General features: G+C 45.6%; 13 protein-coding genes. 12 read left to right on the forward strand and 1 reads right to left on the reverse strand.

What is annotated here, in order from left to right; translation table 11 throughout:
* From D515_RS22050 to D515_RS22105, 12 genes are all read left to right on the forward strand, one after another.
* A partial coding sequence (locus tag D515_RS22050) for a phosphopantetheine-binding protein (protein ID WP_039850508.1) occupies nt 1-426 on the forward strand: 426 nt, incomplete at its 5' end.
* Complete coding sequence (locus D515_RS22055) at nt 423-5,099, forward strand: non-ribosomal peptide synthetase (protein WP_002541804.1); 4,677 nt, start codon at nt 423-425, stop codon at nt 5,097-5,099. The genes D515_RS22050 and D515_RS22055, both read left to right, overlap by 4 nt.
* 2 nt (nt 5,100-5,101) lie before the next feature.
* Nucleotides 5,102-5,938, forward strand: coding sequence for a thioesterase II family protein (locus tag D515_RS22060; RefSeq protein ID WP_002541806.1), 837 nt, complete (start codon nt 5,102-5,104; stop codon nt 5,936-5,938).
* Between the two features lie 222 nt (nt 5,939-6,160).
* Complete coding sequence (locus tag D515_RS22065) at nt 6,161-7,180, forward strand: ABC transporter substrate-binding protein (protein ID WP_002541808.1); 1,020 nt, start codon at nt 6,161-6,163, stop codon at nt 7,178-7,180.
* A gap of 8 nt (nt 7,181-7,188) precedes the next feature.
* Nucleotides 7,189-8,226, forward strand: coding sequence for a FecCD family ABC transporter permease (locus D515_RS22070; RefSeq protein ID WP_002541809.1), 1,038 nt, complete (start codon nt 7,189-7,191; stop codon nt 8,224-8,226).
* Nucleotides 8,227-8,229: 3 nt separating this feature from the next.
* Nucleotides 8,230-9,315, forward strand: a complete 1,086-nt coding sequence (locus D515_RS22075; protein WP_002541811.1) for a FecCD family ABC transporter permease — start codon at nt 8,230-8,232, stop codon at nt 9,313-9,315.
* Nucleotides 9,312-10,100, forward strand: a complete 789-nt coding sequence (locus D515_RS22080; protein WP_002541812.1) for an ABC transporter ATP-binding protein — start codon at nt 9,312-9,314, stop codon at nt 10,098-10,100. The genes D515_RS22075 and D515_RS22080 overlap by 4 nt, the downstream gene beginning before the upstream one ends.
* Before the next feature lie 158 nt (nt 10,101-10,258).
* Nucleotides 10,259-12,430 carry a TonB-dependent receptor gene (locus D515_RS22085; protein ID WP_002541813.1) on the forward strand — a complete coding sequence of 724 codons (2,172 nt, stop codon included), beginning with the start codon at nt 10,259-10,261 and terminating at the stop codon, nt 12,428-12,430.
* A 91-nt stretch (nt 12,431-12,521) separates the two neighbouring features.
* Entirely contained in the window at nt 12,522-13,673 is a 1,152-nt protein-coding gene (locus D515_RS22090; protein WP_002541815.1) for a saccharopine dehydrogenase NADP-binding domain-containing protein, read from the forward strand.
* Nucleotides 13,670-15,598, forward strand: a complete 1,929-nt coding sequence (locus D515_RS22095) for a saccharopine dehydrogenase family protein (RefSeq protein ID WP_002541816.1) — start codon at nt 13,670-13,672, stop codon at nt 15,596-15,598. Before D515_RS22090 ends, D515_RS22095 begins: the two co-directional genes overlap by 4 nt.
* Nucleotides 15,555-16,286 (forward strand): 4'-phosphopantetheinyl transferase family protein, encoded by a 732-nt coding sequence (locus D515_RS22100; RefSeq protein ID WP_051997544.1) that lies wholly within the window; start codon nt 15,555-15,557, stop codon nt 16,284-16,286. The genes D515_RS22095 and D515_RS22100 overlap by 44 nt, the downstream gene beginning before the upstream one ends.
* Nucleotides 16,287-16,414: 128 nt before the next feature.
* A complete protein-coding gene (locus tag D515_RS22105) occupies nt 16,415-17,332 on the forward strand; it encodes a helix-turn-helix transcriptional regulator (protein WP_002541819.1) in 918 nt (305 codons plus the stop codon).
* A 170-nt stretch (nt 17,333-17,502) separates the two neighbouring features.
* On the opposite strand, the gene D515_RS22110 is transcribed toward D515_RS22105, so the two are convergent.
* The coding region (locus D515_RS22110; protein WP_039850509.1) for a phospholipase D-like domain-containing protein at nt 17,503-18,375 on the reverse strand (873 nt) is incomplete at its 5' end.

An 18,375-nucleotide genomic window follows, 5' to 3' on the forward strand; every position in this document is an offset into this window, starting at 1 on the left:
GCCCTGCTGCCCGACTATATGGTTCCTTCTACCCTCGCGCTGGTCGATGAAATTCCACTCAGTGCCAACGGTAAAGTTGACCGGAAAACGCTCTCCAGTCTGCTAAACAGCCAAACAGAAAACAGTTATGAAGCGCCACGTGATTCGATAGAAGAACAAATTGCAGAAATCTGGGCCTCAGAGTTGGGTATCGATCGGATATCACGAAACGATAACTTCTTCATGATTGGCGGCGATAGTTTAGCCGCAACCAGGATCGTTCAGGCGATGCAGCAACAACGGATAAGCCCGGCGGGAGTAACGTTATCAATGCTCTTTACAGCACCAAGCGTTGCGGAATTTGCAATGCCGATAAAAGCACAGTGGCAGGCTCTCTCCGAGGGAGACAAGGAAGATACTGAAATTTTTGAGGAGGGTTCGCTATGAACAAACCAATGACTGATATGACCGCTTTTGAGCTCGTTGAAAGTTTGCAGAACCGCGGCGTCCAGCTTTGGGTAGAAGACAACAATTTAAGATTTAAGGCGCCAAAAGGCGTCCTTACCTCAGAACTCAAGTCTCTGCTTTCGGCTAAAAAACATGATGTTATTGATTTACTTAACCAAGCCTCTGAGGAGACTGTGTTAACAACCCATCCAGAAGATAGGTTTGAACCTTTCCCACTCACCGACTTGCAGTTGGCTTACATAGTAGGTCGAAGAGACAACTACGAATTGGGAGGTGTTGGGTGCCACTCTTACATCGAGCTGGAAATGCCGAGGCTGGATCACGCCAGGCTCGAGAAAGCTTGGCACAAGCTCATCATGCGACATGACATGCTAAGAGCTGTCATTGACACCAACGGCCAACAGCAGGTGTTGAAGAACTATACACTGCCTTCTATATCATGTGATGACACCAAAGGTCAGCCTGAAAAAGTGTTCAGAGATTCGGTCACCAAGTCACGGGAAGAAATGGCTTATCGTCGTTATGATTCGACGTGCTGGCCACTTTATGAGTTGCGCCTGACCCAACATGACAGCAGCGCAATTCTTCATCACTCTACTGATCTACTGATCGCGGACTTTGCCAGCATTCAGCTGCTTTTGGCTGAACTTGGGGATATGTATCTGCATCCTGAAAAGGAACATGAACCACTCCAAGCCTCATTCCGTGATGTCGTTCTCTATCAACAACACAGTAAGCTTCATCAAGAAGATGATTCAAAATACCAGCTAGACAAAAACTATTGGCAGAAACGCATTCGCTCCCTCCCCGGCGCCCCGGAATTACCCGTTAATCCAAACTTGCAACCAGATCATTTGGCAACGGGTGCAGCACCCAGTTTCAAAAGGCTGTCTTTCGAATTGCCTGAAGTTCAGTGGAAGATGTTTAGTCAAATTGCTAAAACTCATCAAATTACCCCTTCCAGCGCAGTGATGAATGCGTTCGCTGAAGTGCTTCAGCGCTGGTCGAGAAATGATGACTTTTGTATCAACCTGACACTACTGAACCGAAAAGCCCCCCACCCCGATATAAACCGAATTGTCGGCGACTTTATTGCAGTCAATGTATTGGAGGTTAATGGATTAAGAGGTGAAAACTTTAAGGACAGATCCGCGGCGCTCCAGCATCAGCTTTGGCAAGACTTGGAGCATGATGCATACACAGGTGTAGAGGTCCTTAGGGACATCACCAAAGAAAGAAAAAGTAATACACTGATCCCAGTGGTTTACACGAGCACAGTTGGTGTCGGGAGTGAATCACTCCCACAAAACGACTTTATGCATAACGCTAAATTGAACTTCGGTATTACACAGACGCCACAAGTCTGGCTGGACTGCCAAGTGACAGAGCGACGTGGCTTATTGTTTGTTGATTGGGACATACGAAGCGGCGTATTCCTTCCGGGAGCCATCGAACAAGCCTTTGATGCATTCAAAACACTGCTCGCGACATTAGCAACGTCAGAGTCTCACTGGGGCAGCCACAAGCCCGTCAGTCTGCACCCTGAGAGTAAAAAGCTGCGCGACCAACTTAATACTGAAAAAGACGCTTCTTTGCCTTCAGGCTATTTGCATGAGTCATTCTGTCAGCATGTTATCGCAGCTCCTAATGAAATCGCACTTGTGCATGATACACAAACGCCCGCGAACTATACCTACCGTGAGCTTGCAGAGTGGTCTTTGTCCATTGCAGATACATTAATCGACAGAGGTCTGCTTTCCGGAGAACCCGTCGCCATATTTATGGACAAAGGACCCAAACAAATTGCTGCGGTGCTTGGTGTACTGCTGGCGGGTGGCGCTTATGTTCCGATAGACGTAATTCAGCCAGAGAAAAGGCGCAATACCATTCTCGAAGATGCCCGTATACGCCTCGTACTCACCTCTTCAGATACATCGGAGGTAGAATGGCCAAGTGATGTTAATACCCTCTTTGTTTCCGAATCGCCATTGCTTGAGAGTCAGAGTGAACGATTGGAAGACCGTCTTTCAGAGATCATTAAACAAGGCCAACAGGCCAATACTCACGAACAACTCGCCTACATACTGTACACATCAGGCACGACTGGTCGTCCCAAAGGCGTAATGCTGACACACGAAGGGGTGAGCAATACGATTGCCGGTTTTAACAGAGAGTTCGGTATCACCGCTAGCGATAGAACACTGGCCTTGGTTAATTTCAGTTTTGACCTCTCTGTATTGGATATATTCTGCACGTTCAGTGCAGGTGCTACCCTCGTCATTCCGGGTAATGGCTGGCGCAATAATCCTGAAGTTTGGGCAAGAACAGTGCAGAACCAGAAAGTGACGATCTGGAACTCTGTGCCGGCACATATGCAGATGCTCATGGCATGGCACGAAAACAATAGCTCAGTCAGTCTATCGACCCTGAGGCTGGCATTTATCTCTGGTGATTGGATTCCTGTCACGTTGCCGCCGAAAATTCTCGCTGCGCTACCAAACCTGAACCTGAACAGTTTGGGCGGGCCTACTGAAATTTCCGTCACCTGTATTTCAAACCGTATTATGGATGTTCCTGACGGAGCAACCAGCATTCCCTATGGTCTTCCTCTCAGTAATCACAGACTTTATGTCCAGAACACTCGCTTTGAGGACTGCCCTGACTGGGTACCGGGAGAAATGTTAGTTGGTGGTCCAGGCGTTGCAAAAGGATTCATTAACGACCCTACAAGAACTGAAGAGCGCTTCATTATTCATCCGGAGACTGGCGAACGAATGTATCGAACGGGCGATATATGTCGCTATCGACCAGATGGGGTCATCGAGATCCTGGGGCGTAAGGACAATCAAATCAAAATACGAGGTCATCGTATCGAACTAGGTGAGGTTGAAGCAGCACTCAGTGAACTTAGTTATATCAAACAAGGCGTCGCTCTAGTAAAACCAGAACCATTGGAGTTGGTCTGCGCCATTGTGCTAGATGACTCTGAATCAGAAGAAACGAATGGAGAAAGTTCCAACCTGCTTCAACGCGTTCAAGAAGAACTTTCTTCTTTACTGCCGGGCTACATGATCCCATCACAGGTCTTGGTATTGGATTCCATCCCACTTAGTAGTAATGGAAAGGTAGATAGAAATACACTCAAAGAGCACTTCTCTGCGTTGCCAACGAATTCCAACATCGAGGAATTGCCATTAGAAACACCTTTGGAGCTCAAACTCGCCGACATTTGGAAAGCACTGCTCAAGGTAGAGCAAGTACAAAGAACTGATGACTTTTTCCTTAAAGGAGGTTCTAGTCTCTCCGCTGTAGAGTTGCTAAATCGACTTTCCGAGGCAGGCTTTATCGTTAACATTGATATGATTTTTAACAACGCTGTTTTTGACAAAATGGTAGGCGTATTAGAAGCATCAGAAGATGCAGAAGAAGCCTTCCGTCAATCTATCGATCTAGACCAGTTGTGTGCAGAGGCCTTCAGAAATCTACCGCAGGCGTTGTCTTTAAGCACTCCAACAGGAAAGCCGCAAAACCTATTTATGACGGGTGCCACAGGTTATTTGGGTGTCTACATACTCAAAGCACTACTCGACAAGACCGAGGATACACTCTATTGCCTTGTACGCTGCCAAGACGAAGCAACCGGTTATGAGCGCATCCGAAAAGTTATTGCTGACCAAGGATTAGACTGGGAGCTCGATACCCAAAGAATTAAAATCATTCCAGGAGATCTCACCTTAGATCACTATGGCATCAGTGATTCTGACTACGACTTCCTGGCACAAACCATAGACAAGGTCGTGCATATTGCCGCGCTAATCAGCCTTATCGCACCACTGTCTGACCTTTACCCAATCAACGTTAAAGGGTCTGCCAATGCTATTGAATTAGCAACTACCGGGAAGATAAAGCCTATCCACTATATGTCTACAATTGGCGTCCATTATCGACTTCCGTATGAAGAAAATGAACCGCCAGTGCTAGAGTCAGTGGCCCCTGATGGCCCTTGGCATAAGCCAGAACTTACTTACGAACACACTAAGTACATGGCGGAGCAAATCTTCTACCGTGCCAGGGAAAAAGGTGTTCCTGTTAACATTTACCGATCCGGTGCTATTACCTGGGATAACACATTAGAAAAACCTTTCATCAATGATGATGCGTTCGTCAAATTCTTCCGCACATGTTTAAGCGTCGGCGCTTATCCAGAGTCACGCATTTTGATTAGTACGACACCCGTTAACATTGTCGCTGACTCGATTGCAGAAATAAGCAAGATGGATGTTGAGGAAAATGGAAAGAACTTCCATGTCGTTTCACGTCAAAGCCATACAGGTGAGCAAATATATCGCTGGCTTAATGAACTTGGATGTAATTTCAAGTCGGTTGATTTTGCAACATGGGATAAGCAACTTGCGGATAGTTTCGGCCGTGGTTTCATCAATCGCTATTTCAAACATGGTATGGAGCAAGGCGGACACCACCAATATCGTATCGATAATACTGAATCCGCATTAGCCCTCGTAGATAAGGCACCTCACATCATCAGTCAGGAATACTTTAAACCGCTCGTTGCTCATTACCAAGAGACGATCAAGCGCGTATTCGCACAGCCTTATAATACCGTGCACTCCGCATCAGAAGAGGAGGCGTAATTTTGGAATACACAGCTCAACCTCAAAGAATGCAAAGTGTAAAAAGCAATAAGCCATCCTCATGGTTCAGGGTATTGAAAACACACCCAAACATCAGGAGGCGTATCTTTTGCTTCCCCCATGCCGGAGGTGCTGCCAGCTATTTTAAACAATGGCCCGAGGCTGTTCCCGAAGATACCGAGTTCGTTGTTGTTCAATACCCCGGCAGGGAAGAAAGGCTGAATCACCCATGTATAAACAACATGGAAGATATGGTACGGGCGCTTTTCGACCAACTGACCGGAAACCCACACTTATTGCAAATTCCCTTTGTGATATTTGGCCATAGCATGGGCGCTTCGATTGGGTATGAACTGATCCTTGAGCTGCAAAAGGCAGGTCTAAGTCTTCCTGTTGCTCTTGTTGCTTCAGCAACAGACGCCCCCGGCTACGCAAACCCGACCCAATTTCATATCAGTTCAGATAACGAACTCGTAGAAGAGATCGTCAGGTTAAGCCCCTCACTTTCATTCTTAAAAGAACATGAGGAGCTATTGGAAATGGTGCTCCCAGCTTTAAGAGCTGACTATCAATTGATCGAGACCTACGGCAAGAGAAACGAGCCACGCCCTCCCTTGCCGATCCCTATCAAAAAACTCATTGGGGATAACGACTCTGAGCTAAGTAGAGATGATGCATTGCTCTGGAAGAACCAAACCTCTGCCAATTTCTCCTTGCAGTCTTTTCCAGGGGGGCATTTTTATCTTGCTGATCACTATGAAGCGGTTATTCGTGTCTTCATGGAAAGTTATAAAGATAGTTCGACGTTAAGTCCCTCCCTTTCCTTCCAGCTGCCTTGACCCATTCAGTGAAAACGCCCCGCACTTTTGCGGGGCATCCAATCCCGATTCGGGTAGTAAGAGCAATACCTAACATCTAACATCGTTTTCCTATCTAACCAAATCACATCAGATACCAAATTTCAGTGGGTCACCAACCACTATTGAAAGGACAACTTCGCCCAAGTTAGCACCATTTTAAATCTGTTTGATATGAAACCTGAACGTGAATGGAAGCCAAAAATGAACAGTCAGTTAGTCAAGAAGATCCTGTTGAAACCAATTATTGAAGCGCCATTTGACGCCAAATCTGTCACTTCAATGTTAGTTTTAGCAACGCTGATATTAAGTCCTAGCATAAGTGCAAATGATGCTTTCCCAGTTACGGTGACTGATGATCGGGGAAAGCCTGTAACAGTATCAACGTCACCTTCTTCCGTCGCGTCTGTTTCAGCCTTTGGTGCAGACACGCTTAAAGCACTGGGCCAGAATGCAACGGGGATTTCGACACTTCAACATCGTAAATCTGTTTTCCTTGGCGAGCAGGTTCACACCGCCGTTGATCTCGGAGAAGTCCATGAGCCGGATATGGAGAGGTTAACCCAACTGAAGCCCGACCTTATTGTGGGCTTACAACAGTACGCGGAACCCTTTTCAGGGCAGTTTGAGAAAATAGCCCCTTTGCTAACCTTTGATCTGGTGACATTGGAAGACTCAAATCGATCGATTAGTGCCTTGGCCGATGCGGTAGGAAAACACAAGCAAGGTATTGATATTAATGCTGAGTTCGATAGAAAGCTCAATGAATATCGCGCCCAAGCTCCAGGTGGGGTCAGTGTTGTTTTTCTCTGGCATTGGGCAGATACCATTTATGTGTTTTACGACCACCATATCGCCACTCATATTATGACATCCCTCAAGGCCGAGTATTCGATGGGGCCCTCTCCGACGCCTGAGCTTAAAAAACCTGACGCTACCGTTCTCTCAATGGAGCAGCTACTTACTCTCAACCCAGATGTGATCATCTCATTCACAGGTGACGATAAGCCCGTCAGTTTTCACCCCGTTTGGAAGAGACTTAAAGCAGTGAAAACCTCCAGAGCGTACCGCGTTAGTGACCAATATGTAATGACTCATGGCCCAATAGCTCGAGATATGGTCCTCAGAGAGCTTGCTCATCTTTTTTACCCAGAAACGTTCCGCGAACCCATTGATATCCCAGCAGAAGCAAGAGCAAAACCGTTGGTTATATCTGAAGGATAAGCGACTGAATGATTTCCCCTACATCTTCGGCTCCACCGGTGGCTTTAAAGGCACATGAAAGGGCATGGCGTTTTGTGATCATTCTTATTTCCTGCGCCTTGCTGTTGCTCGTTTCTGGTTCGTTATCCTTAATGACCGGAGAAACATCCTTTTCAGCCACTCAAGTGATCAAGGCTTTGATTCAGCCCTCTGATTCATTGGCATCATTTTTAGTATTGGAACTCAGATTGCCCCGGTTCATCATTGCTGTATTGGTTGGCGCAACACTTGGGATGGCGGGGACTATTGTTCAGTCCATAACCCGTAACCCTCTGGGTTCCCCGGACTTGATGGGCGTGAGTGCGGGTGCATCATTTGCGATTGTTGTTTGTATGGCTTGGTCGGCACTAACCCCTCTGCTACTGCTATTGACTGGTACCTTAGGTGGCTTTGTTGCCGGACTGACCACATTTCTTATCGCTTGGAGAACGAAGCTAAGTCCACTTCATCTAACGCTATCAGGTATGTGTGTAGCGCTATTTTTTAATGCCGCTATTGTCGTCGTTTTGATTACCGCTAAGGCTGATGCTAACGGGATTTACTTCTGGCTAACTGGCAGCTTGATGGATCGAACCTGGCAACATGCGGGTCTACTTGTCCCCTTTTCGATAGCAGGTTTGGTTATGGGAGTCACTTTCTCTCGGCCACTTAACCTACTTATGCTCGATGACGTGACTTGTCATTCTTTAGGCTTTCCTGCCCATCTGTGGAGATTGCTGCTTGGCCTCATTGCCGTCGTACTGACCGCAGCCACAGTCTCTGTTGCTGGACCTATTTCTTTCGTGGGTCTTATCGCGCCACATCTCACACGATTAATGCTTCAGAACAAAAGTCAGGCTCAGTGTCTTGACCACAGACAAAGTCTGCCCGTTTCTGCAATGTTAGGAGCGACATTGGTTGGAGTGGCTGACACCATTGCCAAACTACAAAACGTGCCAGTCGGCATCTTGTGTGTCTTAGTTGGCGGCCCTTTGTTTGTTTACCTCATTAAGAAAAAAGCGGAATAAAGCATGACAACAGTTGCTTCAGAAGGAACCGACTCTTTGCCTGGAGGGAGGCATAAAAAGTCAGATAATTACCGACTAACTCTCCTTATGCTATGGTTCGTTGCCCTTGCTTTGGCGGTACTGTCTCTTATGTCGGGCTCTATTCATCTTTCACCGACTGAGGTCCTGCAGGCCTTTTTTCCTAATACAACGCATACCACCGCTTATGAAGTGATATGGAACCTTCGCCTCCCCCGAACATTACTTGCACTCTTGGTTGGGCTTCAGTTCGCCATTGCTGGTCTTATCCTTCAATGCGTGACGAGAAATCCGCTGGCAGATCCCAGCATCATAGGTATTTCAAGCGGCTCTAGCTTGGCTATCGTTACCGTCTTACTCTTGGTTGATTATGTCAACGCTATGTTTCTCTTCAACACCCCAGTGAAGATATCCCTTGAATGGCTGCCATTCGCAGCATTTATCGGAGGAGCCATATCGACACTCTTTGTTGTATTGCTGTCTATCAAATCAAACCTTCGCCCTGTCACCCTGACATTAAACGGCTTCGCGGTTGGTGCAATGACTAATGCTATTGTCATGTGGCTGGTGATTGTATGGGGAGGTGGTAGAACAGAAACGACTGTGCTTTGGCTGGCAGGAAGCCTCTATGCCAGGGACTTTTCACACATCATGCTGGTGTTGCCCTGGACACTTCTGGGCTTGTTACTACTCCCTCTTTTGAAGTCACCAATGTCCTTGCTTCGTTTTAATGAACAGCAAGCAAAGGCATTAGGCATGAACGTTATGGCTTGGAGGATCGTTTGTATCGCTGTCGCCGTCATTTTTGCTGCTAGCGCAATTTCAGTCAGCGGTCCTATTGGCTTTCTAGGATTAATTGTGCCGCATATTTCCAGATTGCTGGTTGGTGGCGACATCAAGAGGCAGTTTTGGGTCTGTGCCCTTGTTGGTGCCAGTCTGACATTAGCAGCCGACTTAGTTGCCCGTACTATTGTTAGCCCAATTGAACTGCCAGCAGGCGCCATTACGACCTTACTGGGCATACCTGTATTACTTTTTCTCCTACAAAAGCAAGTTAGGCACCAATCATGACACTATTCGCTGATCACCTTACTCTTAGCTATCAGTCGAACACTATCGTACCCGATGTATCTTTAGCGATTAACCATGGCGAAATAACCTGCATCGTGGGTGCAAATGGGTGCGGAAAATCGACATTACTCAAAGCGCTAGCAGGCATACTCAAGCCTTCTCGTGGCGAGGTAAGGCTTAATGAAACCTCCTTATCAAGATGGTCCAGAAAAGCACTGGCTAAAGAACTCGCTTTTCTACCGCAAGACCCTATAGCACCCGAAGGCATTTCAGTTTTTCAACTCGTTTCACATGGCCGATTCGCACACCAAGGGTTGCTGGGCAAAGTGTCAGAAAAGGACATAGAAGCGGTAGAGATGGCTTTGAAGCAAACAGGCATGACTGCTTACAGAGATAGGCCATTTAATAGCCTTTCAGGTGGAGAAAGACAGCGCGGTTGGATTGCGCTATGTATTGCTCAACAGGCAAAGATACTGATCTTGGATGAGCCCACAACTTACCTCGATATAGGTCATCAGTACGAAGTACTTTCACTGTTAAAAAAGATAAACCGCCAACACAAGACCACTATCATCATGGTGCTTCATGATATCAATCAGGCAAGTCAGTTCTCGGATCGTATTGTCACTATGCAAGATGGAAAAGTGATCGCTGACGACTCGCCAATTAACACCATCAATGAAGAGATGATGAACAGAGTATTTGGCGTCAAGGTGGAAATGCAAATGCATCGGGATGGAGAAAAAATCTATCCTGTGGCCATACCACTTTGCGCTGGTCAATAGACACAAACGTTCTCACAAGCGCGCTGATGGTAAAGACGCTCGGATTCGGGTAACAGCAATCCTTATCGGGTAGCAGCAAACCTCCGCTCACTGCAGACTAGATGAATAATGAGAATGATTCCCATAACCATCTAGTCTTTGACAAGGAGTATCAAGTCATGCCGCTCACCCCCTTCAGCCCGCATTTAGATAACAAACACCAGAAAAACACGAGCTTGCTTTCAAAAAAAAGGGCTATTCAAAAATCATCAATTTTGAAGAAGAGCTTACCTATTGCCTGCCTAGTTATGTTACCAATAAGTCATAGTAGTATTGCTGTTGAGCAAGATGCACTGGAAGTCATTACCGTCACTGCTGACAAACGCAGCGCAAACAAAATGGATGTTCCCTCTAGCTTATCTGTTCAAACTGACCAAGACCTCAAGGACGCACAAATCACTTCGATTCAAGAACTCGGTCAGCATATTCCAAACCTACATATTTTCACCTGGGGAGGAAGCCGAGAAAGCAATATCTTCATTCGCGGGATTGGTCCAGGGCTATTCACTGACCCAACTGTTGGTTTTTACGTCGACGGCGTGAACTATACGAACAACGGGATGTTCGATCTCGACCTCATTGATATCGAACGAATTGAGGTTTTGCGGGGACCTCAAGGTACCTTGTATGGTGGTAATTCCCTCGCAGGTATCATCAATGTCGTCACCAATAAACCTGACAATTTCACCGAAGGGAGAGTTTCATTTTCTGCCGACAGCCTGAATGAGAGAAAACTGAACGCTACGGTTTACACACCCATTATCGAAGACGAACTTTTTGCAGGACTCAGCTTAGCCGGCATCCAGAGTGACGGACATATTGAAAATGTTTTTGATGGCTCAGATTACGGAAAAAAAGATGATCTATTCGCCAGAACATCACTTCGATGGATTCCATCAGATTCATTAGAAGCTAATTTCGTTATTGACTATCAGCGCCTTAGAGATGACTCCTACGCACTTGGTCTGGCCGAGTTCATCAAGAACAACCCAGAGAAAATCAATAATGATTTTAAAGGTATAGATAATCGAGATTCTGTCGGTATTTCACTGGCGGTGACAAAGAACTTTGATGCTTTCGATTTCACGTCTATCACGGGGTGGAGAGATTGGGAGAATAAAAGTTCTGCAGATCAGGACGCGAATTCCAACCCGCTTTATGTCTTTCACTCAAAATCAGATGAAAAGCAAAAGCAGCTATCTCAGGAGCTTCGTTGGAATTCCACGACCAGTACTGAGCTCAAGTGGCTTGGTGGGCTCTACGCCTACACCAGTGAATATCGAGTGATCGGAAAAAACAATGTCGACTACACGGCCTTTGGCTATGGCGGCCCATACGTTGACATGTCTAACGTTAAAAAAGATAACTCTGGTTACGCTGCTTTTGGTCAACTTGACTACAACATCACGCCAAATATTACTCTGACAGCCGGATTGCGTCTCGATAGAGAAAAGCGTAAAGCAAACATCAACTCCAATAATCAAAGCACCACCAGTGTGGCAGTGAATGGCACAAAAGACTTCGATGTTTGGTTACCAAAAGCTGGAGCGTCTTACAGCTTTACTGACGGTTCGTTGCTTTATACATCAGTGAGCCGTGGGTACCGAGCTGGCGGTTTTGACCATCTTTATCCAAGCCAGGAAGACCCTGTTTATGACGAAGAAACGAGCACTAACTATGAGATTGGCTTCAAAACTACCCAGCTAGACAACAAGCTCGATCTCTCTGCAGCCATCTTCCTTATCGATATAAAGGATCAGCAGGTCCAGCAGCTTATTCAAAGTACTAATCAGGTACTCACAGACAATGCAGGCCGAGGCAGAAGTCAAGGTATCGAAATAGAAGCTCGATACATTCCCGCGAACAATTGGTTTATCGAATTGGGTGGAAGCTTCACTAATGCCGAGTACAAAAAATATGAAAATTGTGACCTTCTGGGGTCGGCAGGCAATTGTGACGGTAAAAAGATGGTGAATACCCCAAATGTTACGGCAAACCTTGCAGTTCAATACAAGAAGCCGTTAACACATAGCCTAGATTTGTTTACTCGCGTCGACGCTATGCACATTGGCAAATACTACTTCAACAGCTTAAACACCCTAAAACAAGATCCTTACCAGTTAATCAATGCCAAATTGGGTATTGAAGCCTCTTCGTGGGATGCCTATTTCTGGGTAAAAAATGCCTTGGACGAAAATTACTCCACCGTGGAGTACGATTTTGGCACTGGCCCAACAGCAGAAGCGGCTGACCCAAGAAGCTTTGGCCTGACCCTCACCGCTTATTACTGATTCATTTAAATGAGCCCGTCACCACTGAGTGGCGGGCGCTCGTTAATTCTAAATACCTGACAACAATACTTTCGCAAGGAGCTCAATAGACATGGACTTCAATCAGCAAAAACGCGATGTTTTAATTTTGGGAGGTATGGGACAGGTCGGTCAGCAGGTCATGCAATACCTGCTCGACAACACATCCCAAAAAATTGTTGTTGCATCCCGCTCGGCCTCTCTATCAAACACCCAAACCAGTCACTTGGCGCAAAGAGTCTCGACAAAGCGTATCGATGTGTTTGATGAGCAGTCACTGAAGTCGCACTGTCAGGATTATGCACTGGTTATCTCTTGTGTCGGCCCTTCTGGCATTGTCGGAGATCGTGTTGCAAAAGCTTGTAAAGCATCAAACACGGCATTTATTGATGCAGGTGGCTATGACCCGGTATTCAAAAGCCTAAGAGAGGACGAATTTCTCACTCCTTCAAACGTCCCGCTCGTCATCAACGTAGGGCTATTACCCGGACTATCCGGTCTTTTTCCTAAATACATCCTAGAGCAGATTCGCTCAGTAGCCGATATTGATGAGATTGAACTTCAGTATGTTGGTCGTGATGCATGGTCGTTTAATTCAGCATGGGACATCATCCATAGTCTTGGTGGCTTTGGCCATGACCGAGGTTTTGCATACCTCCAAAATGATGAAATTTTAAGGGCACCATTCCGTCAGGCCCGAAGTGCCGTCACATTCCCAAACATCGACGAAGAAATCGGAACCATGCTTGTTTACTCGGAAGAAGCGTTGGAACTTGCAAAAGAATTCAATATCTCGCACCTTCGCGCGTTTGGAACGAATATCGGCCCAAGGGCAATGAAAGCCTGTATTTTCGCCAAGATCTTGGGGCTGTATAAGTTCCGTTCAACAACTAATTTGGCCGCAAAACTCCTTGAAAAAAGTGCCAGAAAAGACCTGGAGTCACTCTCGCCCTTCTATGGTATTCAAGTGAGTTTACTCAATAAAAAACAGTTGCAATCTCAAGCACAACTAACGCTAACAAACACCTATCAAGCGACAGGCAAAATGATAGGTATTGCCGCAAGATGTGTATTAGAAGGCCACTGCTCAAAAACAGGGGTGCTAATGCTACATCAGGCGATTGCACCATCAATATTTATGCCCTACCTGGAAGAAGAAAATATTGCCGAATGGGGATTCAACATAGCGAACTATGATCAGCGCGTTAAGGAAAAAATCGCATGACGTCATCAGCAGATAAAAAAAGAGTGATTGTGCTGGGTGGTAAAGGGGAAACGGGTTACCGCATCATGCATTTTCTTCGTTCAATGAATACTTCTTGGGAGGTTGTTGGAACATCCCGTCACGCTGCTAATTTGTCGTCTGACAATACCCCTTTACTCCCTTTCGATTTGGCCTCCCCAAAAGAAGCCATCAAAACGCTATCAACATTTGATTTGGCAATTATAGCGATTGGCCCCATGGAAAAGGTTAGAGAAAAGGCCCATCTGCTCTGCCTTGATGCCGGAATTGACTGTATTGACATCAACGACAGCATAACGGCAGCAGACAGTATATTTTCATTGGATCAGAACGCTAAAGACCAAAATCGCCTTATCCTGACAGGAATGGGGTTTATGCCAGGGCTTTCAAGCTTGATGCTGGCTAGACTTGCAGAAGAAGAGCGCTCTTCACAGAAATATTATTCGATCCGCGCTTACATGGGAGCCGCATATGGTGGTGGAAAGGCAAGTCCACATGCCATCCTCTCTAGTTTCGAACCCTATGTATCTTGGATAAAAAATGGTAAAAGGCAAAAGTTGAAAACACCATGGAAAGATGGCAAACAACTATTTACCTTTTCTGGCCACACCAAAGCAATCAGCCTCATCCCATACTCGGCTGTAGAGAATACCGCTATCGTCTCTGAGCAGAGTAATATCTCGGACAAGATAGAAAGTCTCGATAGTCGTTACAACATTCAATATCTGCACCAAGGTTTTGCAAGATTTTTGGCCGCTATCGCACCAAGCGAAAAGCGTAAAAACCAGCTCGCTGACATGTTTTACAAAAGCGGGCAATCCATGAAAGAAAAGCGGGACGCTGACCCTGATACCATACTTTGGTGCTACCCTGATGATTCTCCAGAAAAAGGACTCTTACTTCATGGGATGATCTCTTCCTATGATCTAACAGCACTTGTCGCTGCGTGCTGCGCGGAACTGTATCTTAACAATCAGTTTTCTAACACCCGTGGCGTTTTGAGTGTTGAAAGCCTGTCGAAGGCCCATAGGTATGCTTTGATAGAAGGACTCAGTGTACAAGGCGTCCACTTTAAAGAAGCGGACTTAGAGCAGTTAAAAGAAGCTGGGCTTTATTTTGGCTGGGTGGAGTGTCCGCAAAAATACGCCCAGCGAATGAAACACTATTCACGCAACTGGTATACCGCACCCAAACAACATCCTCGCATGATTCCTCTGCAAAAGATGTTTCTCTTGGAGTCGGATATTTGGGGAGCTCTTCGAAAAGAGTTTAACCCATTATCTTTTGCTGGTTTCATCGTTAAAACACTTTCTAGGTGGCGCCAACATCAAAAGATGCTGAGCGAATACTCGTCAAGCGTCGCATTGCCTCCACCTGATATTTGGGCAAAAGCGGTAAAAGACATCAGTATGTTTACATCTGGTTATTCATGCGCCAGAGACGCATTAGGGCAGGACAAAGCCTATCAGATGTATCGTAAAATGTTTCTTGAAACTGGAAAAATGGAGATGCGGTGGCTCTGGCCAGATGCGCAACAGTTTACGCTTTTGGAGTCCCCTCATCACGGAGCAGTTCAATATTGGCTTGCATACCTGAAAAGTTATGCGGACCTCAATATCATTACCCTATCATCTGAAGTGGACGAAATTGGAAATACGTTTTTTGTCATCAAAGATTGCCTTTATGCAAACCTGTTTAGCTTCCTTGGTTGCCCCGAACTTTCTCATTTAGTCCGTGAGATGGAACGGGAAGCATTCGAATACATACTGCTTTCAAATGGTGGCAGAGTTGAATGGGATGTGTTTGAGCAAGGTAACGTTTCCGCTCTCATATGCCCTTCATCTAGTGAGAACATTGTTAAACATGCTGACCCCGAAGGACAAGAATTTGCAGCGCCTCACTTGTGAAGCGGTTCCGACATCAAAGATAGCGATGGTGTCGACAGACATTTGTTATGACGCCCGCTATTTGCAACGTTTGTCGTCAAGAGGAATACAATTACCTGAAAAAATGCATCACGAAGCAGTTTTAAAAAGAAAATGTGAGTTTTCTGCTGGTCGTTATTGTGCATTCTATGCCCAGAAAAATCTGGGCATAGAAATACCCAGCAAAGTCGGTATAGGCTCTAATAGAGAGCCCGTTTGGCCTTCCGGCATTGTCGGTTCTATTTCACACTGCCAAGGTAAAGCTGTTGCCGTGGCTGCTTATCAGTCCGACTGCAAATATCTCGGAGTAGATATTGAACCTCTCATAAAGCCCCAAACTTGTTCCCAGATATGGGATAGCATCCTTTGCGAAGACGAATTCAAATACCGTTACCACTTTTTAAACGAAGAGTTGTTTCTCACCACTATTTTCTCGGCAAAGGAATCTCTTTACAAAGCAATATTTCCATATATCAATGTGATAGCTTCTTTTGACACCGCGAAATTGATAGGTGTAGACCCTAGTTCTCGAGTTCTCTATCTTTCATTGAGCCGTTCTTTCAACGCCACACTGCAGCATGGATGCACTTTTCCAATCGGTTATCAAATGTTCACAGATAAAGTCATACTCACGTTAGTCCGTTGTAACACGAAGACTATTGGCGTCTAGGGGCTAAGAAGCCAACTTTTCACACAAGTGATAATGATTATCATTTTTTTTAATGTAATATGTACTGAGAATAAAAGCGAATATGCGAATAGAAACAAGCTAGGTCAACTACACAAAGGAAAAGGCAAATGAGTTCGGTTAGTCATCTCTTGAAAGAGAGGGATGTGACAGAAAAACATCATCAAGAGGAAGAAGAATCAGTTAATTTCGTCGAGGTAATGTCAGGCCTCGCTGTATGTATTTCGCGCTCAGACGCACCTTCAACACCTTGCACTTTCCCTGGGGACAGCGAATACGTTCACTTAAATTGCCTACTACAGGGAGAGTTTAAGGCCCGAGTCCGTAACATCAACATTCATCTGCGGGAAGGTGAGGTCACCATAGGTTTTTCTGATGGCGAAGAGTTTCATATGCCACGGCCAACCGAGTTTTGTAATCTAGCTGTTATGATTACTCCTAAACTCCTTCAGGAAATTGCGGGTGAACAGCTACTCCAGGATAGCTGGTGGAGTGATACTTCTTTCTTCGTTAAAGCTGTTGGAAAAAATCCCAAAATAGTTTCGGCCGCCCTGAATATTGCCACACTAATGAATGAGTCCCCCCAAAGAAAGTTACTACTTCACGCGGCGGTACTTAGCTACATTCATTGGAGTCTCGAAGCCTGTAATGACCCAGTTTGCCATTGCAGTTTCAATAATAGGGAAAAGCATCAGTTAGAAGCAGCCAAGCGTTATTTGTTGAGAGATTTAAGCGAGCCCCCTACGATTGCAGAAATAGCCAGCTTAGTTGGCCTGAACCAATGCAAGTTAAAACGTGGCTTTAAAATCTTATTTAATACAAGTATTTATGCATACTTCCAACAAGAGCGGATGAAGAAAGCGCTCGAACTATTAAGGCAATCAAACGTCACCGAAACGGCCGTTACCCTTGGCTACAGTAACGTCAGTCATTTCAGTGCCGCCTTCAAGAAACAGTTCAGCATTTTACCTAAAGATGCGCGGAGAGAACTTCTGGCTAATGGAGAAAATAAATCAGCTCTACCATAAACACTGATAAGTAGATATGGCAGTTTATCGCTATGAGCTGTTCTTAAAAAGCAGAAGCGAAGCCAGTTGCGAGCTGAAATTTTCGTTCATCTTATTGGCTAGCCCAATAAAAAGCACCTCATGAACTGAGGTGCTTTAGGTGTTGAATTTGATCCCATGTAGAAACAACATTAAAGGATGTCTTTAGGCACAATTCTGCGCAGCTTTACCTTTAATTGTTTAGATGTCGACACCGTATCGTCCGGGTTGAATTCTTCGGTAATCCTCCAAGCATTCTCAGGTTCTAACTCTACTTCCATCGCTCGGCGAACATTCTCTGTGATTGGCGCAGAACTTATGATGGTAATGCTCTCGGTATTCAGATTTGCGCTTCTTGGGTCAAGGTTGTAGGTGCCAATGACAGTCGTATGATTATCGATAGTCATGGTCTTTGCATGAAGTCCAAAGATAGGCTGGGTAGGCAAACGCTTTACCATATGCTCTGTCATCACCCTTTGTCTGACTTTGGCATCAGGTTTAAATTCGTAAATCTCAACGCCGGTATCAAGCAGTGCTTTGCGGTCTCTTTGATAACCACTGAACGCTTCAAGGTTGTCATTTGAAGCAAGGCTATTGGTGAGGATTTTTATCGATACACCGCGATCAACAAGCTCTTTTAAAAACACCCTGTCGCGTGCTGTTGTCACCAGATACGGGGTTTGAATCAAAATGCTTTCTTTTGCACTGTCGGCAAGTTCGACCAGCTTATCTTGCGTGATACTGCCTCCACCCAGGAATTCACTCTTGTCGTTCTTACCGGGCTTATCGTAAATGTACTCAACATCTTCAATGAACCTGAACTTACCTTGCTCTTCCAGATAACGAAATGTCTCAGGCACTTTCTCGATTTCAGCGCGAATTTCAGGGTTAAAGTTTTCTGGATTACATGCATAGGCGTGCAAGCGAGAGAAGTCAGGATTTTCTGGGAAGGTATCTTCAGGGAAAAGCTTTTCAACACTCACGCTTAAATCGTTATTCCAATACTCTTCAAAAGAGGTTGTCAG

This window comes from Grimontia indica (assembly GCF_000333895.2).
Classification (GTDB): Bacteria; Pseudomonadota; Gammaproteobacteria; order Enterobacterales; family Vibrionaceae; genus Enterovibrio; species Enterovibrio indicus.

Coding starts and splice junctions, on each gene's coding strand:
- D515_RS22105 (WP_002541819.1), top strand. CDS start 16,415: ATGAGTTCGGTTAGTCATCTCTTGAAAGAGAGGGATGTGACAGAAAAA.
- D515_RS22055 (WP_002541804.1), top strand. CDS start 423: ATGAACAAACCAATGACTGATATGACCGCTTTTGAGCTCGTTGAAAGT.
- D515_RS22100 (WP_051997544.1), top strand. CDS start 15,555: ATGCTGACCCCGAAGGACAAGAATTTGCAGCGCCTCACTTGTGAAGCG.
- D515_RS22065 (WP_002541808.1), top strand. CDS start 6,161: ATGAACAGTCAGTTAGTCAAGAAGATCCTGTTGAAACCAATTATTGAA.
- D515_RS22085 (WP_002541813.1), top strand. CDS start 10,259: ATGCCGCTCACCCCCTTCAGCCCGCATTTAGATAACAAACACCAGAAA.
- D515_RS22070 (WP_002541809.1), top strand. CDS start 7,189: ATGATTTCCCCTACATCTTCGGCTCCACCGGTGGCTTTAAAGGCACAT.
- D515_RS22075 (WP_002541811.1), top strand. CDS start 8,230: ATGACAACAGTTGCTTCAGAAGGAACCGACTCTTTGCCTGGAGGGAGG.
- D515_RS22090 (WP_002541815.1), top strand. CDS start 12,522: ATGGACTTCAATCAGCAAAAACGCGATGTTTTAATTTTGGGAGGTATG.
- D515_RS22095 (WP_002541816.1), top strand. CDS start 13,670: ATGACGTCATCAGCAGATAAAAAAAGAGTGATTGTGCTGGGTGGTAAA.
- D515_RS22080 (WP_002541812.1), top strand. CDS start 9,312: ATGACACTATTCGCTGATCACCTTACTCTTAGCTATCAGTCGAACACT.